Source organism: Mesorhizobium sp. B2-4-7 (assembly GCF_006442685.1).
Lineage (GTDB): Bacteria > Pseudomonadota > Alphaproteobacteria > Rhizobiales > Rhizobiaceae > Mesorhizobium.
Genome location: NZ_VFVH01000001.1, coordinates 258,681 through 277,484 on the forward strand (window position 1 = coordinate 258,681; position 18,804 = coordinate 277,484).

The window sequence follows — 18,804 nt, forward strand, 5'->3', positions numbered from 1 at the left end:
CGTCACTCCGGAGCAATTGAGCACGGAACAGTCGCGCCAGGGATCAGAGCGCCAGCCATGCCGTGCCAGCCGCCAGCGTCAGCAGCGTCAATGGCAGGCCGACTTTGAAGAAAGCGCCGAACGACAGCGACGTGCCGGCGGCGCGCGCCTGCTCGGCAACGATCAGATTGGCGACCGAGCCCAGGAGCGTGAAATTGCCGGCCAGCGTCGAACTCATGGCGACGACCAGCCAGGCGCGCTCGGGGTTTTCCAGGCCGGGGATGAAGGGCCGCAGCGCCAGCACGGCCGGCACGTTGCTCATTATGTTGGAGAGCAAGGCGGTGAAGCCCGACAGGCGCCAGACGTCGTCCAGCCCGAGGTTCTTGGCCGATGCGACGATGTCCGGTGTCAGCAGCGTTCTTTCGGCGCCGGCAACCACGATGAACAGGCCGGCGAACATGAACAGCAATGGCCCGTCGATTTCGCGATAGATGCGCTCTGGTTTGATGGCGCGGGTGAGCAGGAGGATGGCGCCGCCGATGAGCGCCGCCTTGGCGACAGGCACACCGGCGAAGAAGGCAACGGCCAGTCCGATGCAAACCACCACCGCTTTCAGCACCTGGCGGCGATGCATGCGGCCGCGCGAGACCTGTGGCGTCAATTCGCCGTTGCGCGCGAATTCGGTGCGGTAGACGATGCGAACAATGGCGATGACCGCGACGAGACCGAACAGGGCAACCGGAGCCAGAGCCGCTGAAAAGGCCGGATAGGAGATGCCCGACAGCGCACCGATGACCATGTTTTGCGGATTGCCGGTGATGGTGGCGACACTGCCGCAATTTGACGCGGTGGCGGTCGCGATGAGGTAAGGAACCGGATTGCGTTTGATGGCGCGGGTGACGTGAACGACGATCGGCGCCATGACAAGACAGATGGCGTCATTGACCAGGAAGGCCGACAGCAGGCCGGTCAGCAGGGTCACCATAACCAAAAGCATGAACGGCGCATGCGCATGCTCGATCGCGATGGCACCGAGGCCGCGAAAGGCGCCCGAGACCTTCAGATGCGCCACTACGATCATCATGCCGAGCAAAAGCGTGATGGTGTCGAAATTGATGGCGCGGTAGGCATCCTCCAGGCTGATCGCCCCGATGGCTATCATCGCGGCCCCGCCGAGCAGTGCGATCCCCGCCCGATCGAGGCGCAGGCCTGGTATGCGGCCGACGGCGACGCCGGCATAGGTCAGGATCAGGATCAGCAGTGCCGCCGCGCCCATCAATGTCATGCGAAGAAGGCCCTGCCCGATGCATTCAGCCCCGGCCGGAGCTGTGGCCACCACCTTTAGCGGGCGGCGCGCAAAGCGAAAATACCTTCTGCGTGATGGCTGCAGAAATCCCCAGCGACGCGCCCCCGGCGCCGGTGGCTGGCCGGATCCGCCTCAATGAACCGTGATTGTCGCGGCTGGCGGCGTTTGCTGGGAAACCATCGGATCGAAACTGACCTGGTCGCGTCCATTTGACTTGGCGGCATAGAGCCGCCTGTCGGCTGCCGAGAATATCTCCTCATAGGTGGTCGGCCCGTTAAAGGCGGTACCGCCAATGCTCACGGAAAGCGGACAGGACCGGCCGCCCGGCGAAAATTCCACCTCGCGAATTCGCCGGCGGATGCTTTCGGCAACCAGCCAGGATTGCGAGGGATCGACGCCGGGAAGAAACACGCCGAATTCCTCGCCGCCGATGCGGCCGACGATGTCGGTGCCGCGGAGCTGATCCTTGATCGTCTGCGCGATCAGTTTGAGCGCCTGGTCGCCGCAGTCATGCCCAAGCCGGTCATTGATCGATTTGAAGTGATCGGCGTCGATGATCAGCAGTGCACCGGAATTGGCCGACGCCTGTTTGCGGACCTGTTCGAGATAGGCTTCGACCAGCATGGAGAAAGCGCCGCGGTTGAGCACCGCCGTCAGGCTGTCGGTGGCGGCAACGACGGTGAGATCGCGCTGGGCAATGGCCAACTGGCGTATCTTCCACATCAGGAAGAAGAGAAACGATCCACCCAGCACCAGGGGCAACAGAATGTCGGTCAGCTGAGCCCGCCACACAGCTTCGGGCGAAAGATACGGGAAATTGAACGAATCGACGAAAAACGCCACGCCAATGAAGAACGCCGTGCCGGCGGCGGTGACGGCGATCACCCTGCCCCAACTCGTCGGCGACAGGTCGAGCTTCATCTCTTCAACTCCGTTAGCCGCGTCTACTATGACGCGCCAACGCAAACAAAACGATAAGACTTTCCCTCCAATTCGACGGCAGAGGTCGCAGGGTCACGGCCGCCGGACCGGCGGCCGCCTCCGGCCTGCGTCTCGAAGATTTGTCCGGATGATCGATCCGGACCTACGACAGGAGGGGTCCTGCCGTCAGCCGTTGGGCGCCGATTCGCCCAGCGTATCTGCAACAAAGGATGCCGCGATCAGATCGTCGGCATCCAGGCCTAGAGAGCCTTCGCCCGCTCCCATGATGGCGGCAACCTTGTGGAAGGTCTTCAGCTCATGGTCGGAAATCCGGGCGGTTTGCATCTTGGCTTTGAGCTCGGCGATACGTCGCCCCAAGGCGGGCGACGTTCCAATTTCACGTTTCGACATGACGCGGTTTTCTCCTTCCCCAACCCATGCTTGTTTTGCCCGCCATTCGCAGCCCGAATGCTTACTTTTATGAGGGACCGCGAATACAAGGCCCCGAACGCGTGATCCTTGCGAAGGTTCCCGCGCGACAAGGTCACGAAATAATACGGAAAGGGCGCCACGGCGGCGGCGTGCCGCCGTCGTGCCGGCAAGCGCATTCGGGAAGACAAAAAGGGATGAAAAGTTCCGACCGGATTCCTGCCCGCGTTGAAATTCCTCACGTCCGGAGCAGCTAAGCCCTTGAAATTATTGGCGATCCCGACAGGATTCGAACCTGTGACCATCGGCTTAGAAGGCCGGTGCTCTATCCAGCTGAGCTACGGGACCGCTGGCCGGCTCGGAGCCGGTAAGATGTCTGCGCTGGCGCCCGCCCGGGCTTTGCCGGTCAATGCGTCCAGGGCGTCCTGCGGTCATAGCGGAAATTTTCCGCATAGGAAATCTGGCGGCGCTTGGGCTCTTTCGGCTCCTCGACGCGGTAGGCGAGCCCTTCCTTCTCGGCATAGGCCACGGCCTCTTCACGCGTATCGAAGGTCAGCTTGATCTGGCTCCTCATGTCGCCGGAAGTGGTGTAGCCCATCAGCGGGTCGATTTTCTTCCGCATCTCGGGATCGAATTCCAGCACCCAATGGCCGGTCTTGGCCGTGCCGGACTGCATCGCGGTTTTGGCTGGACTGAAAATGCGCGCGGACATGACCACCTCATTGCTGTGCAAGGCAGCATGGCCGCCTCTTCGCCCGTCATTACTGCGCAATGCCGACGGCGGCAAGGTTTTTGCACCTGCAGGTTTTTGCACTTGCCATGGAACACTGAAATGAATAGGCAACAGACCGTTCGGAGTGTAGCGCAGCCTGGTAGCGCATCTGGTTTGGGACCAGAGGGTCGGGAGTTCGAATCTCTCCACTCCGACCACCTTTCACCGAAAAGGCAATCGAGAGCCGCTGGCGCCTGCGAATGGCAATGTGTCGGGTGCAGAATGGGGCTGTCGGCAATCTCCGCGCGCGCCCAGTGGTCTTTGCTGCTGCATGTCACGGTCGCAACAAAAAGCCGCGGACGGCAAAGTTGCCTGCTCCACCGCATCGACTATTGTGAGCCGGAACACGACACGGTGCGGGGCAACAGATGCCCATCGGACATCGACGGTCTCCGCTAAAGCCTCACGGAGGAACCATGAGCGACAGTTGGACACCCACCCGTCTCGGCGCAGGGCGGCATTCAGCATGACGACGGAAACCGCCACGGGCGGCACGGAGACAAAATTCAGACAGCCGCCAGCCGGAACCGGGATCGCGGTCGATCTCGATGGAGTGACCATAGATTTCGCATTGGCGGCCGGGCGTAGCTTCCAGGCGGTCGCCCGCGCCGATCTGAAAGTCGGCGACCAGGAATTCGTGGCGATCATTGGGCCGACGGGCTGCGGCAAGTCAACGCTGCTGAATGCCGGCGCAGGGCTTCTCGAGCCTTCGGCAGGCAGCGTCCGTGTGTTCGGCGCCCCGCTTCGCGGTCTCAACAGACAGGCTGGCTACCTCTTCCAGCAGGATGCATTGATGCCCTGGAAGACCGCTCTGGACAATGTGGCCATCGGGCTGGAGGTGGCAGGCGTGCCCTCTTCCGAAGCAAAGGAACGCGCGCGAGCATGGCTCGGACGCGTCGGCCTGGCTGCTTTCTGCGAGCGCTACCCTCACATGCTTTCAGGCGGCCAGAAAAAGCGCGTTGCTCTTGCGCAGGTCCTGATCCGCGATCCCAAGATCCTCCTCATGGACGAACCCTTCGGACCGCTCGACGCACAGACGCGGCTGATCATGGGCGGCCTTTTGCTCAAGCTGTGGTCGGACGACCGCAAGGCGGTGATGTTCGTCACCCACGACCTCGAGGAAGCGATCGCGCTGGCTGATCGCGTGGTGGTGATGTCAGCCGGTCCCTCGGCACGCATCATCGGCGACTTTCCAATCCCGCTGGCGCGTCCACGCGATATTTCGGAAATCAGGCTGGAACCGCGCTTCCAGGAATTGCATCGCGACATCTGGCACATGCTGAAGAAGGAAGTGCTCAAGGCTTACGGCGAGATTGAAGAAGGAGCGATCCGATGAAAAGGACGACGCTGCTTTTCGCACAGCTAACCGTGGCCGTCATCGTCATCGCGCTCTGGCAGGCAGCGTCGACGACGCACCTGATCGGCGATCCGAACAATATTTCCTTCTTCTTCTCGACCCCATTGGCGGTGGCAGGCCAGATATGGAAGTGGTTTGCCACCGGGACGATCTGGCATCATCTGTGGATCACGCTGTGGGAGTCCATGCTGGCCTTCGCCATCGGCTCGCTGGCAGCGATCGCGATCGGCTTCTGGTTTGCCCGCAAGCCGAGACTTGCGGCCGTCTTCGATCCCTATGTAAAGGCGGCCAATGCGCTTCCCCGCGTCGTGCTGGCGCCGATCTTCACGCTTTGGTTTGGCCTCGGCATCTGGTCCAAGGTTGCCTTGGGCGTGACGCTGGTTTTCTTCATCGTCTTCTTCAATGTCTACCAGGGCGTGAGGGAGGTGAACACGACGGTGCTGGCCAATGCCCGAATGCTCGGCATGAACGAACGGCAATTGCTGCGCCACGTCTATATGCCATCGGCATTGTCCTGGGTGTTTTCATCGCTCCATATCTCCGTCGGATTTGCCGTGGTCGGCGCCGTGGTCGGCGAATATCTCGGTGCGGCGGGCGGACTAGGCTATCTGATACAGCAGGCCGAGGGCGTTTTCGACGTAGCGGGCGTCTTTGCCGGAATGTTCGTCCTCGCCGCTTTTGTGCTCTTGATCGACTGGATCGTCACGCTGGTCGAAAAGCGGCTGCTTGTCTGGCGGCCTGAATTCTCGAAACCAGGCCGATAGGGCCCAATCCAGCTCAAGGAGGAGATCATGAGGATCATTTCGAAACTGGCGGCCGCCGCCGTCGTATTGCTCGCGGTGGCCACAGACGCGGGGGCCGCCGAAAAGGTCACCATTTCGATCGGCGGAGCGTCATGCCTCTGCTATATGCCGACCGTGCTCGCCAAACAGATCGGCGCTTACGAAAAAGCCGGCATCGATGCAGACCTCGTCGATTTCAAGGGCGGTTCTCAATCGCTGACCGCAGTATTGGGTGGCAGCGCGGATGTGGTGTCCGGCTATTTCGATCACACGGTGAAATTGGCCGCCAAGAACCAGCGCCTGCAATCCTTCGTCGTTTACGACCAGTTCCCGGGACTGGTGCTGGCGGTGGCGCCGGGCCAGACCGGCAAGATCAAGTCAGTGAAGGACCTTGCTGGCAAAAAGGTCGGCGTGACCGCTCCCGGTTCCTCGACCGACTTCTTCCTGAAGTTCCTTCTGCAGAAGAACGGCATCGACCCGACATCCGCCGCCGTGATCGGCGTTGGGCTGGGCGCTACCGCTGTCGCCGCCATGGAGCAAGGGCAGATCGACGCCGTGGTGACGCTCGATCCGGCCGTCACCGTGCTTCAGGCCAGGCATAAGGACCTGACCATCCTGGCGGACACGCGCACCCAGAAAGATACCGAGGCGGTATTCGGAGGCGACTATCCCGGCGGAGCGCTTTACACCCGGCCGGAATGGATGGCCGCGCATCCCCAAGCAACGCAGGGATTGACCAATGCCATGCTTGCCACGCTGGATTACATTCACTCCCACAGCGCCGAAGAGATCATGGCCCAGATTCCCGACAATCTGATCGGCAGCGACAAGGACGCCTATCTGGCCGCGTTGAAAAATGCGATCCCCATGTATTCGACCACCGGGCTCATGGATCCAAAAGGCGCGCAGGCCGTGCTCGACGTTTTCTCTCTCGGTTCGCCTGATGTGGCCAACGCCAAGATCGATATCACGCAGACGTACACGAACGACTATGTGAACAAGGCGAAGAAGGCCAACTGACGAGATCAACGCCAAGCAGCGGGCATATGGCTCGTTCGCCTTAGCCACGGAGTTCACCGAGCGCCGGCATTTCAGCGACTCGGTGGCCTCGTCGCCATTTTTGGTATCCGTCAATTGACGAATACCCGTTCTTCTCTCACCTAGCTTGGCATTGCGCGGGCAAGCCGAACGCGCAGCAATAGTGAGGGTGACTGAAGTCACATGAAGGTAAGCTCGCCGGGCGAGAACCCCAACCGCCCCACTCCCGGCGAGCCTACAACCTGATTTGGAACGCAATCAGGACCGGGGTCAGCCGGCAAGCTTGTATCGCAAGATCGGTGCCAGCTTTGTTTCCCGAAATGGGACGGTTAAAGGGACATGGAAACCACCGTTTGCTGGCCGGCCGACCATCGCGCCCTAAACCTCGAACTCGCCCTGCCCCTCGTCCATGGCGCTGACGGTTTCAGCCGCCAGCGCCCGGGTGATCGGCGTCTTGCGTTCGAGCGCGGCGCGGTCCAGCCGCTCCACCACGCGCATGGCCGTCGCCAGGGAGCGCTCGATGCGGCGCACCAGATATTGCACGACATGCGGCTCGACCTCGACCTGTCGGTCGGCGAACAGCTTGGTGATGACACCTGCCAGCAGGAGATCGTCGGGTTCGTGGATCTCGACGGTTGCCGCAGCCTTCAGCCGCGACGCCAGATCCGGCAGCGTGACGCCCCAGGCCGAGGGAAAGCGGCGCGCCGTCAAAAGCAAATGCGAGCCGCTGCCGCGTACCGCATTGATCAGATGAAACAGCCCCTGCTGGTCGACTGTGCCGGTATCGACGTCGTCGATCAGCGCCGGCCGGGCACCGAGATTTACAATGCTGTCGCCAACGCGGTGCGCGTCGACCTGAACGGCATCCGCCCGTGCCCGCCAGATCGAGGCCAGATGGGTCTTGCCGGAACCGGCCGGACCGGCGAGCACGACCACTGGCGAGGGCCAGTCCGGCCAGCGGTCGACCAGCGCCACTGCCTGGTTGTTGGTGCCGGAGACGACGAGTTCGTCTCGCGAATAGCCGGTGCCATGGCCGAGATCGAGCGGCAGCTGGCGCGGCGGGTCGGCCCTCTGGTCGCTCATGCCAGGCTCAGCCGCGCGACCCGGCCAGGCCGGATCATGGATTGATGCCTTTGCGACGATCGGCCGGCAATGGCGGCACGGCCTTGCCGTGACCCTTGTAGAGCGGCGATTCCAGATAACGCGCAATGGCAAAGCGCACCAGGACCGCGACCGCGGCCGATGCAGGCACCGCAATCAGCAGACCGACGAAGCCAAACAGCGCGCCGAAGGCAAACAGCGCGAACATCAGCCACACCGGATGCAAGCCGACGCTTTTGCCGACCAGCCGCGGCTGCAAGATATTGCCCTCGATGAACTGGCCGATGAAGAACACCACCGCGACCGCGACGACCATGGTCCAGTCCGGCCAGAACTGGACGAAGGCAACGCCGACGGCCAGCACCAGCCCGGTCAGCGAGCCGACATAGGGGATGAAGGAGATCAGCCCGGCGAACAGGCCGATGAGGATGCCGAAATTGAGACCGGTCAGCGTCAGGCCGGTGGCATACATGGCGCCCAGCACCAGGCACAGCGTGCCCTGCCCGCGCACGAAGCCGGCCGTTGCCGTGTTGATGTCCCTGGCGATGGCGCGCACCGTGGCGACATTGTCCCGCGGCACCCAGCTGTCGATCACCGCCACCATGCGGTCCCAGTCGAGCAGCATGTAGAAGGCGACCACCGGCGTCACCACGAACAGGCTGATCACCGAGACCAGCGCCACGCCCGAACTCCATATCGAGGTGAACACGGTTGTCAGCAGACCGAAGCCGGATGTCAGCAGTGAATTCAATCCGTCGCGCAGGCCATTGGCGTTGACGCCGAATTTCTGTTCCAGCCATTTTGGATCGAACGAGGTGATCAGGCTCTGCAGCCGCGTCAGGTACTCAGGCAATTTGCCGGCAAAATCGGCCATCTGCGTCGCCAGCACCGGGATGAGGATGACAAAGGCCAGCACCAGCACGACAAGGAAGGTGATGAGGATGACCACCGTTGCCATGAAACGGCTGAGGCCGAGTCGCTGCAGCCGGTCGGCCACGGGATCGAGGAAATAGGCGAGCACCATGCCGGCCACGAAGGGCAAGAGGATGGCGCTGAAGACATAGAGGAAAAGCGCGAGCGCGGCGACGCCGGCAAGCCAGAAGAAGATCTGCCGGCGGAATCCGGCGGATGGATCATCCCCGGCTGCCGCCGGCGCGCTCGCCGCAGCTTCTTTGTCAGGTGCCCGGGGTGGAGCCTTCGCCATAGCCGCTCATATGCCTCAGCCAAGCCACGAGATAGGCTGCGGCCGAAGCCACGGTCAAGACCCCGGACAGCATTATGAGGGCGGGACGAAGTGGATCGAGATGGATCGAAAAAGCAAGCTCACCCAGTACCAGCGCCGCCAGTACAATCTGGATGGCGGTGTTGACCTTGGAGACGAGGAGCGGCTTCATCTCGACGGGATGGGCCATCACGGTGGACAACAGCACCGCGCAAATGATCAGCGCGTCGCGCGACACCATGGTGACGACCAGCCACAGCGGCAATTGCCCGATGAAGCCCAGGACGACGAACACGGAAACCAGGAGCAGCTTGTCGGCCACCGGATCGAGATAGGCGCCGAGCTTGGAATGCTGGTTGAACCGGCGGGCGATGAAGCCGTCGACGCCGTCCGAGATGCCGGCAACGAGGAACCCGGCAAAGGCCCAATCCCAGCGCGCCTGGAGCATGGCCAGCACCACGGCAGGCACCAGGACAAGGCGCATGATTGTGATCAGGTTGGGGATGGTCAAGCGCATGTCCCGTCGCTTCTGTCTGAACGATAGATGATGGAGATGGGGGATGGACGCAAGAGAGAAGCTGCCGAGCTTCCCCTGGTGGGGAGCGGCAGTTTCAGCGCCGTTTTCCTTGCGGACCGAAACCGTTCATGCGAAGAGCCGCAAAGGAAACAGCGACAAGCCAGATATGAAGCGCGATACAGTCAAGCGTAAGAACGGGCTCACCTATGCCGAGGCTGGCGTCGACATCGATGCCGGCAATCTCATGGTCGAGAAGATCAAACCGCTGGTCAAGGCGACGCGCCGGCCGGGCGCCGATGGCGAGATCGGCGGTTTCGGCGGCTTGTTCGACCTCAAGGCCGCCGGCTTTACCGACCCGGTGCTGGTCGCCGCAAATGACGGCGTCGGCACCAAGCTGAAGATCGCCATCGACGCCGGCAAGCACGACACGATCGGCATCGACCTCGTCGCCATGTGCGTCAACGACATCGTCGTGCAGGGTGCCGAACCGCTGTTCTTCCTCGACTATTTCGCCACTGGCAAGCTCGATCCGGACCAGGGTGCGGCGATCGTCGGCGGCATCGCCGCGGGCTGCCGGCAGGCCGGCTGCGCGCTGATCGGCGGCGAGACGGCCGAAATGCCCGGCATGTATCACGGCAAGGACTATGACCTTGCCGGTTTTGCCGTGGGCGCGGCCGAGCGCGGCCAGCTTCTGCCCACCGACGACATCGTCGAGGGCGACGTGCTGCTGGGGCTGGGTTCGTCGGGCCTGCATTCGAACGGCTTTTCGCTGGTGCGCCGCATCGTTGCGACCAGCGGCCTGGCATGGACCGATCCGGCTCCCTTCAATGACGAGGCCACATTGGCCGAGGCGCTGCTCGAGCCGACCCGGATCTATGTGAAATCGATCCTGAAGGCGATCCGCAACACGCACGGCATCAAGGCGCTGGCCCATATCACCGGCGGCGGCTTCCCCGAAAACATTCCGCGCGTTCTGCCGAAGGAGTTCTCGGCCGAGCTCGATCTCGACGCCATCGACGTGCCGCCTGTGTTCTCATGGCTGGCCAAAACCGGCGGTGTGGCGCCCGAAGAGATGATGCGCACCTTCAACTGCGGCATCGGCATGATCCTGGCGGTGGCGTCCGGCCAGGCGGCGCAGGTCGCTGCCGTCTTGCAGGAAGCCGGCGAGACGGTGACGCCGATCGGCCGGATCGTGCCGCGCCGCGACGCCGGCGTCATCTATCGGGGTTCGATCGGTCTATGAGTGCGCAGAAGAAACGCACTGTCGTTCTGATCTCGGGGCGCGGTTCCAACATGACGGCGCTGATCGCCGCCGCCAGCGACCCGGCTTTCCCCGCCGAAATCGTCGGCGTCATCTCCGACAAGGCGGATGCCGCCGGGCTCGGCATGGCGAGGGCGCGCGGCATCGCCACCCAGGTGATTTCCCGGGCCGACCACGCCAGCAAGCAGGCGCACGACGCCGCGATCGATGCGGCCCTCACGGCCTTCAATGCCGAGATCGTGGCACTGGCCGGCTACATGCGCATTTTGACCACCGGCCTCGTCCAGAAATGGCAGGGTCGCATGATCAACATCCACCCCGCTCTGCTGCCGGCCTTCAAGGGGCTCGATACGCATGCGCGCGCGCTGGTGGCGGGTATGCGTATCCATGGCTGCACGGTGCATTTCGTCACGTCCGAGATGGATGACGGCCCGATCATCGCACAGGCGGCGGTGCCGGTAATGGTCGGCGACAATGCCGACACACTTGCCGCACGAGTGCTGAAGGTGGAACACCAGCTCTATCCGCTGGCGCTGGGGCTGGTCGCCGAGGGCAAGGCCCGGATGGAAAAGGGCCACACCGTGTTTGCCCGCTTCGCCGACGATGCCGACAATGCAACCTCGATGATCATTGCACCGAGCCCGCTGCGCGAGGAAATCGATTTCGAGCAATTGGCGCGGATCACGCCGTAGGCATTTTTGCAGTCATAATTTGATTGCAAACTTTGGCGCACTCGCCTATCTCATGCTTGCATGAACAGCAAGCATAGGCGCGTGCTCAAGGCGATATTCACCGATCCAGTTTCGGGCAGTATCGAATGGATTGCCGTCGAAACCTTGCTGGTCGCCGTTGGTTGCCAGGTGATCGAAGGAAGCGGCTCACGCGTGCGTTTTGTCTTTAAGAGCGAAGTCGAGACGTTCCACCGGCCGCACCCTTCAAAGGAAGCAAAGCGATATCAAGTACGGGATGCTCGCCAATTCTTGTCGAGGATCGGAGTGAAGCCATGAATGCGATGACCTACAAGGGCTATTCGGCCCGTGTTGATTATGATGACGATGACGAGATTTTCTTCGGCCGTATTGCCGGTATTCGAGACGGCGTATCCTTCCATTCAGAAACTGTCGCGGGGCTAAAAGCCGCCTTCCATGAAGCCGTGGACGACTATGTCGAAACTTGCGCGAAAATCGGTAAGTCGCCGCAAAGACCTTATTCCGGCAATCTCATGTTGCGCGTTGACCCCTCGGTTCATTCAAAAGTCGCAATGGCAGCGGAACTCGCAGGCAAGAGCCTGAACCAGTGGGGAGAAGAAGTCTTGCGCGAGGCCGCCGAAAAGCAAATTGCCTGAACCAGCAGCTGTCCTGCCTCCATCTGCATCCGCCATTCGACCGGGAGTATCGTGAAACAGTTGTTTGTGCTGCGCCACGCCAAGTCGAGTTGGGACGATCCCAACCTCCCCGATTTCGACCGGCCGCTCGCCGAACGCGGATTGAAGGCGGCCCAATTGATAGGGCGCGAACTCGCGGCGCGCGGGTGGCTGCCGGACCAGGCGCTGGTATCGCCGGCGCTGCGCACCCGTGAGACCTGGCGGCTGGTGGACGCGGAGTTGCCAGCGCATCCACGAGTCGCGTTCTCCGAGGCGCTTTATGAAGCCTCGGCGACGGATATTCTGAGCCAGATTCGTCAAGCCGATCCGTCGAACGACAGCTTGCTGGTGGTCGGCCACAATCCCGGTCTGCAATATCTGGCGAAACAGCTTGCCGGGCCAGGGTCAGAGGCCAAGGCGCGCAGGAGGCTCGAAGGAAAATTTCCAACGGCAGCCTTTGCGCGCCTCGTTTTCCAGGGCGACTGGTCCAACCTGTCGTCCGCGCGGCTGACGCATTGCCTGCGTCTGAAGGATCTGCGCTAGAAATCCAGGGTTGAGCGGGCAACCAGGGCCACTGCGCGCCCGGGCCGCTAGTTGCCCCAGATGCCCTGGCCGGGTTCGCGCCAGTCGGTAGCGGGCTTCGTCTTGGCATCGCCTGTCTCGTGGCCGGCCATGCCCGTCTCCGTGAGCGCGCCGGTGACAACGTGATCCACGCCCGCTATCGGGGCGACGGGCTGGTTGGCATTGTCGGAGCCATAATGGTCGCTGCCGGCAAAGGCGCTGCCGGTCGCAACGAGGATGGCGGCGGTGGCGAGGGCGATCTTGTTCATTTCAATCTCCTGGTTCATCCGTTAGGCGGCGTCTTGGGAGGACGGTTCCGCTAAGGACAAGACCCCAGGCAGTTCTGTTTTATTCCTGGGCTCGGATTGTTTTCTGCCGAGCTTGGAGGATTGGTCATGCGCAAAAAACAAGAGCGGCGGGCCGGGCCCACCGCTCTTTGTGGTCGAAGACTTACAGAATCAACGGCCCCAGATGCCCTGGCCAGACTGAGCCGGCACGTTGGCATTCGCGTCGCCCTGCGCCTTTATGGACTTGGTGATCGAGCCGGTATGCGTGGTGTCGATGTTGGAGGTCGACTGGTTGGCAACCGGCTGGTTGACATTGTTGGAACCATAATTGTCGCTGCCGGCAAAGGCGCTGCCCGTGGCAATGAGAATGGCGGCGGCGGTAAGAGCGATCTTGGTCATTTCTTTACTCCTGAGTTCAAGTTGGTTGATGTCGGCAGTCGCGATCAACGGCCGAAAAGGTTGCGGTCGGCGCCCTGCGAAGCCGGGGCCTGGACGGTTCCATTCGTCTTCGAGATCGAAGCGGTGACGGAATGGTCGACAGCGGCGGCGGGCTGATTGGCGTTGGCCGAACCATAATTGTCGCTGCCGGCGAAAGCGGTGCCCGTGGCAACGAGGATGGCAGCGGCGGTAAGAGCGATCTTGGTCATTTTGGTTACTCCAGTATGTTTGTTCTGTCCGTCTAGTGGCGTGCCCTTGGGAGGATTTCGCGTCGCTCGGACCACCCCGAGATGGGTCTGCGGTGTTGTCGTTTCCAGTCACGAAAATGTGCCAAAAAAGCTGTGGGACGGCCCTTGAAATTGAAACGACATCGCTGGCTGCCACAATTTTGTCCCGTTAAATCAATGAGTTGTTTAGAAAATTCCATTGAGCCCACCCGTTTGCGCAGAGCGTACGTTCACCGTTTGATGTACGGTCCGTCAACATAAATCGAACCGAACGGTTCGGTTTTATCTACGTGATGCCCGCGCGAGTGACCGCATCCGGGCGTTTGCTTCGCGGCTGGGTCGTCATTGTCGCTGCAAACGGGCTGAAGGACGCGCCAAAAGGCGCCCCGCATTCTCCACGCGGAGGCTTCGCCTCCGGTCGCGGCAGGCTCAAGCTTTCAATCATTTTGGCGACTGGAGAAATGGAAAGCGGCGGGTTCTGGCCCGTCAGGAAGCGCCAAAGCCAAGGACGTCGCGCATATCGTATTGACCGGGCGGTCGCCCGGTCACCCAGAGGGCTGCGGCGATGGCGCCACGGGCGAACATGACGCGGTCCTCGGCCGCATGCGACAGGGTGACGATCTCGCCCCCGGTGCAGAAGCTGACGCTGTGCTCGCCGACGATGCTGCCGCCGCGCAGCACCGCGAAGCCGATCTCGCCGGCAGGCCGCGCACCGGTGACACCGTCGCGAACACGCCTCGCCATCGCATCAAGCTCGACGCCGCGTCCGTCGGCAATGGCTTGGCCGAGCATCAGGGCGGTGCCAGATGGCGCATCGATCTTGTGGCGGTGATGCGCCTCTAAAATCTCTGCATCCCAGTCCGCGGGACCGAGCGCTCTCGCCGCCTGCTCGACCAATCCGACCAGCATGTTGAGCCCAAGCGAAAAGCTCCCGGAGCGTACGATGACAACGGTTTTCGCGGCATCGGCGATGGCTGCCAATTCAGCGTCATCGAAACCGGTCGAGCCAATGACCATGGCAGGCCCGCGACGGCCGGCGCAGGCTCTCGCCAGATCGGCCGATGCCGCCGGCGTGGTGAAATCGACGACCACATCGGCCAGGCCGAGCGCCTCGTCGCGACTGACCAGGCCATCGCCGACGACGCCCGGTCGATGAAAGCGGGCAGTAAGCGCCAGCCGCGAGTCGGCCTGCACGGCGTCCGCCATCTGGCGCCCCATGCGGCCGAGCGCACCGGCAATTGCGATCCTGACTGGCGCCATCGCCGCGACTATTTCCACATGCCGCGCATGCGCGCGCCAATGTCGACGCGTATCTCCGGCCGGGGCGCCCTGCCCGGCGCTGCTTGCGCTGCCGGCCATACCGTCTGTTCGAATGCCGCAAGGAGGGAGGCCGGGATGAAGCGCGTGCGCGAGGCATAGACATGGCGGTCGCCGCGCGCCGCCTGGCCATGCGCAAAGAAGCGCTGCGGCATGACCAGGTTGAGGCTGTCCTTGGCCCTTGTCATCGCCACGTAAAGCAGCCGGCGCTCCTCCTCGATATCTTCCCTGGTACCAACGCCGAGATCGGCCGGAATGCAGCCATCGACGGTGTTGAGCACAAACACGTTCTTCCACTCCTGGCCCTTGGCCGAGTGGATGGTCGACAGGATCAAATAATCCTCGTCGCGGTGCGGCGGCCCGGCCTGGTCGCTGGTCGCGTCCGGCGGATCGAGCGTCAGCTCGGTCAGGAACCGTTCGCGCGAAGCGTAGCCGGATCCGATCTGCTCGAGCTGCAGAAGGTCGGCCCGGCGCGTGGTTGCGTCCTCGTGGATGCGCTCGAGATGCGGCTCGTACCAGAGCCTGACCTGTTCGAGATCGGCCGGCCATTTGGCGCCGGCACGCAGGCCGGAGTAGAGCGAGACGAAGCCCGGCCAGTCATCCGCCGCGCGCTGCGGCGGCCGCCAGCCGGCAAGGCCCATCGCCTCGTCCAGCGCCGATGTCATCGTCTCCACGACTTGCGCCGCGGCCGAGGGGCCGATGCCCGGCAAAAGCTGCAGCACGCGAAATCCGGCGACGCGGTCGCGCGGGTTTTCGGCAAAGCGCAGCACCGCCAGCACATCCTTGACGTGAGCGGCATCGAGGAATTTCAGCCCACCGAACTTGACGAAGGGAATGTTGCGCCGCGTCAGCTCGATTTCCAGAGGCCCGCTGTGGTGCGAGGCGCGAAACAGCACCGCCTGCGATTTCAGTGCCGTGCCGGCCTCGCGCTCGGCCAGGATGGCCTCGCAGACGAAATTGGCCTGTTCGACCTCGTCGCGTACAGTCACCAGCCTCGGCTTGGCGGCGGATTTGCGTTCCGACCACAGGTTTTTGGTGAAGCGTTCCGAGGCCTCGCCGATCACCGCATTGGCGGCGGCCAAAATGGTTTCGGTCGAGCGGTAGTTGCGCTCCAGCATCACCACATCGGCGGCCTGCGCGAATTGGTTTGGGAAGTCCAGGATATTGCGCACCTCGGCGGCGCGGAACGAATAGATCGATTGCGCATCGTCGCCGACCACCGTCAGCCCGGCGCCATCGGGTTTGAGCGCCATGAGGATCGAGGCCTGCAGCCGGTTGGTATCCTGGTATTCGTCGACCAGCACATGGTCGAAACGCCCGCCCAGATGCGTCGCAATTTCCGGTTCCGCGGTCATCTGTGCCCAGTAGAGCAGCAGGTCATCGTAATCGAGCACGTTCTGCGCCTGCTTGGCCTCGACATAGCCGGCGAACAGCTGCTTCAGCTGTTCGGCCCATCCGGCGCACCATGGAAAGGCGGAGCCCAGCACCTCGCCGAGCGGCGCCTGCGCGTTGACGGCGCGCGAATAGATGGCAAGGCAGGTGCCCTTGGTGGGAAAGCGCGCTTCCGTCTTCGAGAAGCCGAGTTCGTGGCGCACCAGGTTCATCAGGTCGGCCGAATCCTCGCGATCGTGGATGGTGAACGCCGGATCGAGGCCGATCTCCTGCGCGTAATCGCGCAGCAGCCGTGCACCGATGCCATGGAAGGTGCCGGCCCAGGTCAGCGCGTCAGTGACGATCGAGGCGTCACGGCCGAGCACCTCGCCGGCGATGCGCTCGACGCGCCGGGCCATTTCGGAGGCGGCGCGGCGTGAAAACGTCATCAGCAGGATGCGGCGCGGATCAGCGCCCTTGACGATGAGATGGGCTACGCGATGCGCCAGCGTGTTGGTCTTGCCCGAGCCGGCGCCGGCAATGACCAGCAGCGGTCCGGCGATCCTGCCGTCGCCATGCTCGACAGCCTGGCGTTGGGCATCGTTCAGCCTTGCGAGATAAGCAGGCTGGTCGGTCGGTTCCCGAAATGTCGAATCATGAGCGGCAAGGTTCATCGCCCATCAAGCATCGTTTCCGCTTTGTTCGCAACAAGGAAGCGGCGCGGCGAGCTCAGGGTCGACAGGTCAGCGTTCCGGATCGACACCCATCGCTGCCGACTGCCTGCGCAATGTCTCCCGATCATTCTTCGGGACTGGCAGCAACAGGGGATCTACGGTGTCGGGTACGTCCTCGATCAGCTTGCGCGCGAGGCGGTAAGTGACGAAGGCGATGGTGCAGGCCAAGAGCAGACGGATCATCCAGCAGTCCTCCTTTGCCTGATCCAACCGGAGACATGAGCTTTTGTTCCTCGGCTTGATCGTCGCAACCAAACGGAAGTCGTCTCGTTGTCAGACGAGAGGAGGTAGCGATGAAGAAGCTCTCCCTAGGCCTTCTGCTGATCGTTCTGGCCGTGTCGGCCTGCGACAACAACGTCCCGCCAACCAAGGCTCCGGCAGCGGAAAACCCGCACGCCGACGGCAATCCTGTAGCCGATAAGACCGGCAAATGAGTTGACATGCGTGCAGCAACGCCGCGGACCACGGCGGGACAGCACAAAGCACAGCCTGGAAAGGACGGCCGGCGCCGCTTGGGAGGTGCCTGATAGCGCCGGCCAGGCGGATATCAGGTCCGCCGCAATATGGATGTTAGCTGAGTCTTGCCGTAGCGTCATGGGGATTCCACCCCTTTGGCTTCCCGCCACATTCCGGAACGACCGCGCCGTTCATGCTCCCAATCGCCGTCTGACGACCGCGGCATGGAAATTCGTGCCGAACAGCAGGCCGTCATCGTTGAAGTCGTAGCTCGGATTGTGCAGCGGCGCCGTGTCGCCATTGCCGAGGAAGACGAAGCAACCGGGCACGTGAGCGAGGAAACGGGCAAAATCCTCAGAGCCGGTCATCGGCTCGCGGGCGACGGCGACGCCTTCGGGCGCGAACACGTTTCCGGCGGCTGCAAAGGCCTCGTCGACCAATTCGGCGTCGTTGTGCAGCGGCACGAATTCCCTGCTGTAGGCGACCTCGGCGGTGACGTTGTAGGCGGCGGCGGTGCCGGCGGCGATGGTGCGCATCTGCTTCTCGATCTCGGCGCTGACCTCGGGGCGAAAGCTGCGGGCGTCTCCCAGGATACGGGCAAGGCCGGGCAGCGCGTTGCGGGTGCCGTCGGTGATCAGCTCGGTTACCGAGACCACCGATATGTCGGCCGGGCTCAGCCGGCGCGAGACGATGGTTTGCAGATTGGTGACCAGCGCGCAAGCGGCGACCAGTGTCTCCCGGCCGTCCTGCGGCCCGGCAGCGTGGCCGCCGCGGCCTCTCAGAACAATCTCGAAGATATCCTCGGCCGACATCATCGGGCCGGGGCGGGTTTCGAAATGGCCAATCGGCAATCCGGGCAGATTGTGCAGGCCGAAAATCTCATCGAAGGGAAAGCGGCGCATCAACCCATCGTCGAGCATGGCCAGCGCGCCCCTGCCCCACTCCTCGGCCGGCTGAAAGATGAAGCGCACCGTGCCGTTGAACCCGCCCTCCCCGGCCAGCAGCTTCGCCGCGCCGAGCAGCATGGTGGTGTGGCCGTCATGGCCGCAGGCGTGCATGATTCCGGGATTTTGCGAGCCATAGGCCACAGCCGATTGCTCGGTGATGCGCAGGGCATCCATATCGGCCCTGAGCGCGATCGCCCTGTTGCCGCTGCCGCGCTTCAGCGTGCCGACGACGCCGGTGCCGCCGACGCCCTCGGTCACATCGTCGAGGCCGAATTCGCGCAGTTTGGCAGCGACGAAGGCCGCGGTGCGCTTTTCCTCGAACCCGAATTCCGGATGGGCATGCAGATCGCGCCGCCAGCCGGTCATCTCCTGCTTCAAGGCATCGAGATCGATTTTGGCCATTTCTCCGCCCCTCTCA

23 protein-coding genes and 2 tRNA genes are annotated in these 18,804 nt (G+C 62.8%); 10 read left to right on the forward strand and 15 right to left on the reverse strand.

Features of this window, described 5'->3' with window-relative positions:
• Window positions 1-43 precede the first annotated feature (43 nt).
• The 5 genes from FJ946_RS01285 to FJ946_RS01305 form a co-directional block, all read right to left on the reverse strand.
• Window positions 44-1,264 (reverse strand): anion transporter, encoded by a 1,221-nt coding sequence (locus tag FJ946_RS01285; protein WP_140521603.1) that lies wholly within the window; start codon window positions 1,262-1,264, stop codon window positions 44-46.
• A 153-nt stretch (window positions 1,265-1,417) separates the two neighbouring features.
• On the reverse strand, window positions 1,418-2,206 hold the full coding sequence (locus FJ946_RS01290) for a GGDEF domain-containing protein (protein ID WP_140494334.1): 789 nt from the start codon (window positions 2,204-2,206) through the stop codon (window positions 1,418-1,420).
• Between the two features lie 186 nt (window positions 2,207-2,392).
• Window positions 2,393-2,617 carry a hypothetical protein gene (locus FJ946_RS01295; RefSeq protein ID WP_140521601.1) on the reverse strand — a complete coding sequence of 75 codons (225 nt, stop codon included), beginning with the start codon at window positions 2,615-2,617 and terminating at the stop codon, window positions 2,393-2,395.
• A gap of 289 nt (window positions 2,618-2,906) precedes the next feature.
• Window positions 2,907-2,983: transfer RNA gene (locus FJ946_RS01300), tRNA-Arg, on the reverse strand.
• 58 nt (window positions 2,984-3,041) lie between these two features.
• Window positions 3,042-3,347 carry an ETC complex I subunit gene (locus FJ946_RS01305; protein ID WP_140494338.1) on the reverse strand — a complete coding sequence of 102 codons (306 nt, stop codon included), beginning with the start codon at window positions 3,345-3,347 and terminating at the stop codon, window positions 3,042-3,044.
• Between the two features lie 141 nt (window positions 3,348-3,488).
• Between FJ946_RS01305 and FJ946_RS01310 the strand changes: the two genes are divergently transcribed.
• The 4 genes from FJ946_RS01310 to FJ946_RS01325 all read left to right on the forward strand — a co-directional run bounded on the left by FJ946_RS01310 (window position 3,489) and on the right by FJ946_RS01325 (window position 6,566).
• Window positions 3,489-3,565: transfer RNA gene (locus tag FJ946_RS01310), tRNA-Pro, on the forward strand.
• Window positions 3,566-3,873: 308 nt separating this feature from the next.
• Complete coding sequence (locus tag FJ946_RS01315) at window positions 3,874-4,743, forward strand: ABC transporter ATP-binding protein (RefSeq protein ID WP_140520615.1); 870 nt, start codon at window positions 3,874-3,876, stop codon at window positions 4,741-4,743.
• The gene (locus FJ946_RS01320) at window positions 4,740-5,528 is read left to right on the forward strand and encodes an ABC transporter permease (protein WP_140520616.1); all 789 of its coding nucleotides are present in this window, start codon (window positions 4,740-4,742) and stop codon (window positions 5,526-5,528) included. The genes FJ946_RS01315 and FJ946_RS01320 overlap by 4 nt, the downstream gene beginning before the upstream one ends.
• A gap of 27 nt (window positions 5,529-5,555) precedes the next feature.
• On the forward strand, window positions 5,556-6,566 hold the full coding sequence (locus FJ946_RS01325) for an ABC transporter substrate-binding protein (RefSeq protein ID WP_140520617.1): 1,011 nt from the start codon (window positions 5,556-5,558) through the stop codon (window positions 6,564-6,566).
• A gap of 396 nt (window positions 6,567-6,962) precedes the next feature.
• Here the strand turns inward: FJ946_RS01325 and hdaA are convergent, their stop codons facing one another.
• Genes hdaA through FJ946_RS01340 form a run of 3 tightly spaced genes read right to left on the reverse strand, consistent with a single transcriptional unit; the run spans window position 6,963 to window position 9,418 of the window.
• Window positions 6,963-7,667, reverse strand: a complete 705-nt coding sequence (hdaA, locus tag FJ946_RS01330; RefSeq protein WP_140515482.1) for a DnaA regulatory inactivator HdaA — start codon at window positions 7,665-7,667, stop codon at window positions 6,963-6,965.
• 34 nt (window positions 7,668-7,701) lie between these two features.
• Window positions 7,702-8,889 carry an AI-2E family transporter gene (locus FJ946_RS01335; protein WP_140494346.1) on the reverse strand — a complete coding sequence of 396 codons (1,188 nt, stop codon included), beginning with the start codon at window positions 8,887-8,889 and terminating at the stop codon, window positions 7,702-7,704.
• Window positions 8,861-9,418, reverse strand: a complete 558-nt coding sequence (locus tag FJ946_RS01340; protein ID WP_140495033.1) for a CDP-alcohol phosphatidyltransferase family protein — start codon at window positions 9,416-9,418, stop codon at window positions 8,861-8,863. Before FJ946_RS01340 ends, FJ946_RS01335 begins: the two co-directional genes overlap by 29 nt.
• Before the next feature lie 172 nt (window positions 9,419-9,590).
• Here FJ946_RS01340 and purM point away from each other — a divergent pair, with 172 nt between their 5' ends.
• From purM to FJ946_RS01365, 5 genes are all read left to right on the forward strand, one after another.
• Window positions 9,591-10,667, forward strand: coding sequence for a phosphoribosylformylglycinamidine cyclo-ligase (purM, locus tag FJ946_RS01345; RefSeq protein ID WP_140494348.1), 1,077 nt, complete (start codon window positions 9,591-9,593; stop codon window positions 10,665-10,667).
• Window positions 10,664-11,377 carry a phosphoribosylglycinamide formyltransferase gene (gene purN / locus FJ946_RS01350; protein ID WP_140565088.1) on the forward strand — a complete coding sequence of 238 codons (714 nt, stop codon included), beginning with the start codon at window positions 10,664-10,666 and terminating at the stop codon, window positions 11,375-11,377. The genes purM and purN overlap by 4 nt, the downstream gene beginning before the upstream one ends.
• 81 nt (window positions 11,378-11,458) lie before the next feature.
• Complete coding sequence (locus FJ946_RS01355; RefSeq protein ID WP_224519204.1) at window positions 11,459-11,692, forward strand: type II toxin-antitoxin system HicA family toxin; 234 nt, start codon at window positions 11,459-11,461, stop codon at window positions 11,690-11,692.
• Window positions 11,689-12,030, forward strand: a complete 342-nt coding sequence (locus tag FJ946_RS01360) for a type II toxin-antitoxin system HicB family antitoxin (RefSeq protein ID WP_140494354.1) — start codon at window positions 11,689-11,691, stop codon at window positions 12,028-12,030. Before FJ946_RS01355 ends, FJ946_RS01360 begins: the two co-directional genes overlap by 4 nt.
• A 51-nt stretch (window positions 12,031-12,081) precedes the next feature.
• The gene (locus FJ946_RS01365) at window positions 12,082-12,591 is read left to right on the forward strand and encodes a histidine phosphatase family protein (protein ID WP_140565086.1); all 510 of its coding nucleotides are present in this window, start codon (window positions 12,082-12,084) and stop codon (window positions 12,589-12,591) included.
• A 47-nt stretch (window positions 12,592-12,638) separates the two neighbouring features.
• Here the strand turns inward: FJ946_RS01365 and FJ946_RS01370 are convergent, their stop codons facing one another.
• The 6 genes from FJ946_RS01370 to FJ946_RS30645 all read right to left on the reverse strand — a co-directional run bounded on the left by FJ946_RS01370 (window position 12,639) and on the right by FJ946_RS30645 (window position 17,166).
• A complete protein-coding gene (locus FJ946_RS01370; protein WP_140565085.1) occupies window positions 12,639-12,878 on the reverse strand; it encodes a DUF680 domain-containing protein in 240 nt (79 codons plus the stop codon).
• A gap of 189 nt (window positions 12,879-13,067) precedes the next feature.
• Window positions 13,068-13,295: a DUF680 domain-containing protein gene (locus FJ946_RS01375; protein ID WP_140494359.1), complete on the reverse strand. Its 228-nt coding sequence runs from the start codon at window positions 13,293-13,295 to the stop codon at window positions 13,068-13,070.
• A 44-nt stretch (window positions 13,296-13,339) separates the two neighbouring features.
• The gene (locus FJ946_RS01380; protein ID WP_140494361.1) at window positions 13,340-13,543 is read right to left on the reverse strand and encodes a DUF680 domain-containing protein; all 204 of its coding nucleotides are present in this window, start codon (window positions 13,541-13,543) and stop codon (window positions 13,340-13,342) included.
• A 504-nt stretch (window positions 13,544-14,047) separates the two neighbouring features.
• Entirely contained in the window at window positions 14,048-14,821 is a 774-nt protein-coding gene (gene dapB, locus FJ946_RS01385) for a 4-hydroxy-tetrahydrodipicolinate reductase (protein ID WP_140565083.1), read from the reverse strand.
• An 8-nt stretch (window positions 14,822-14,829) separates the two neighbouring features.
• Window positions 14,830-16,923, reverse strand: a complete 2,094-nt coding sequence (locus tag FJ946_RS01390) for an ATP-dependent helicase (RefSeq protein ID WP_140494365.1) — start codon at window positions 16,921-16,923, stop codon at window positions 14,830-14,832.
• Window positions 16,924-16,992: 69 nt separating this feature from the next.
• Window positions 16,993-17,166: a hypothetical protein gene (locus tag FJ946_RS30645; protein WP_181165130.1), complete on the reverse strand. Its 174-nt coding sequence runs from the start codon at window positions 17,164-17,166 to the stop codon at window positions 16,993-16,995.
• Between the two features lie 110 nt (window positions 17,167-17,276).
• Between FJ946_RS30645 and FJ946_RS30650 the strand changes: the two genes are divergently transcribed.
• Window positions 17,277-17,417 (forward strand): hypothetical protein, encoded by a 141-nt coding sequence (locus FJ946_RS30650; protein WP_181165131.1) that lies wholly within the window; start codon window positions 17,277-17,279, stop codon window positions 17,415-17,417.
• Between the two features lie 213 nt (window positions 17,418-17,630).
• Here FJ946_RS30650 and FJ946_RS01395 read toward each other — a convergent pair whose 3' ends face one another.
• Window positions 17,631-18,788 carry a M20 aminoacylase family protein gene (locus FJ946_RS01395; protein WP_140494367.1) on the reverse strand — a complete coding sequence of 386 codons (1,158 nt, stop codon included), beginning with the start codon at window positions 18,786-18,788 and terminating at the stop codon, window positions 17,631-17,633.
• Window positions 18,789-18,804: the final 16 nt, after the last annotated feature.

What these genes read in the sequence shown, in the direction of transcription:
- FJ946_RS01285 (WP_140521603.1), bottom strand. Translation starts at nt 1,264, where the DNA reads ATGACATTGATGGGCGCGGCGGCACTGCTGATCCTGATCCTGACCTAT.
- FJ946_RS01290 (WP_140494334.1), bottom strand. Translation starts at nt 2,206, where the DNA reads ATGAAGCTCGACCTGTCGCCGACGAGTTGGGGCAGGGTGATCGCCGTC.
- FJ946_RS01295 (WP_140521601.1), bottom strand. Translation starts at nt 2,617, where the DNA reads ATGTCGAAACGTGAAATTGGAACGTCGCCCGCCTTGGGGCGACGTATC.
- FJ946_RS01305 (WP_140494338.1), bottom strand. Translation starts at nt 3,347, where the DNA reads ATGTCCGCGCGCATTTTCAGTCCAGCCAAAACCGCGATGCAGTCCGGC.
- FJ946_RS01315 (WP_140520615.1), top strand. Translation starts at nt 3,874, where the DNA reads ATGACGACGGAAACCGCCACGGGCGGCACGGAGACAAAATTCAGACAG.
- FJ946_RS01320 (WP_140520616.1), top strand. Translation starts at nt 4,740, where the DNA reads ATGAAAAGGACGACGCTGCTTTTCGCACAGCTAACCGTGGCCGTCATC.
- FJ946_RS01325 (WP_140520617.1), top strand. Translation starts at nt 5,556, where the DNA reads ATGAGGATCATTTCGAAACTGGCGGCCGCCGCCGTCGTATTGCTCGCG.
- hdaA (WP_140515482.1), bottom strand. Translation starts at nt 7,667, where the DNA reads ATGAGCGACCAGAGGGCCGACCCGCCGCGCCAGCTGCCGCTCGATCTC.
- FJ946_RS01335 (WP_140494346.1), bottom strand. Translation starts at nt 8,889, where the DNA reads ATGGCGAAGGCTCCACCCCGGGCACCTGACAAAGAAGCTGCGGCGAGC.
- purM (WP_140494348.1), top strand. Translation starts at nt 9,591, where the DNA reads ATGAAGCGCGATACAGTCAAGCGTAAGAACGGGCTCACCTATGCCGAG.
- purN (WP_140565088.1), top strand. Translation starts at nt 10,664, where the DNA reads ATGAGTGCGCAGAAGAAACGCACTGTCGTTCTGATCTCGGGGCGCGGT.
- FJ946_RS01360 (WP_140494354.1), top strand. Translation starts at nt 11,689, where the DNA reads ATGAATGCGATGACCTACAAGGGCTATTCGGCCCGTGTTGATTATGAT.
- FJ946_RS01370 (WP_140565085.1), bottom strand. Translation starts at nt 12,878, where the DNA reads ATGAACAAGATCGCCCTCGCCACCGCCGCCATCCTCGTTGCGACCGGC.
- FJ946_RS01375 (WP_140494359.1), bottom strand. Translation starts at nt 13,295, where the DNA reads ATGACCAAGATCGCTCTTACCGCCGCCGCCATTCTCATTGCCACGGGC.
- FJ946_RS01380 (WP_140494361.1), bottom strand. Translation starts at nt 13,543, where the DNA reads ATGACCAAGATCGCTCTTACCGCCGCTGCCATCCTCGTTGCCACGGGC.
- dapB (WP_140565083.1), bottom strand. Translation starts at nt 14,821, where the DNA reads ATGGCGCCAGTCAGGATCGCAATTGCCGGTGCGCTCGGCCGCATGGGG.
- FJ946_RS01390 (WP_140494365.1), bottom strand. Translation starts at nt 16,923, where the DNA reads ATGAACCTTGCCGCTCATGATTCGACATTTCGGGAACCGACCGACCAG.
- FJ946_RS30645 (WP_181165130.1), bottom strand. Translation starts at nt 17,166, where the DNA reads ATGATCCGTCTGCTCTTGGCCTGCACCATCGCCTTCGTCACTTACCGC.
- FJ946_RS30650 (WP_181165131.1), top strand. Translation starts at nt 17,277, where the DNA reads ATGAAGAAGCTCTCCCTAGGCCTTCTGCTGATCGTTCTGGCCGTGTCG.
- FJ946_RS01395 (WP_140494367.1), bottom strand. Translation starts at nt 18,788, where the DNA reads ATGGCCAAAATCGATCTCGATGCCTTGAAGCAGGAGATGACCGGCTGG.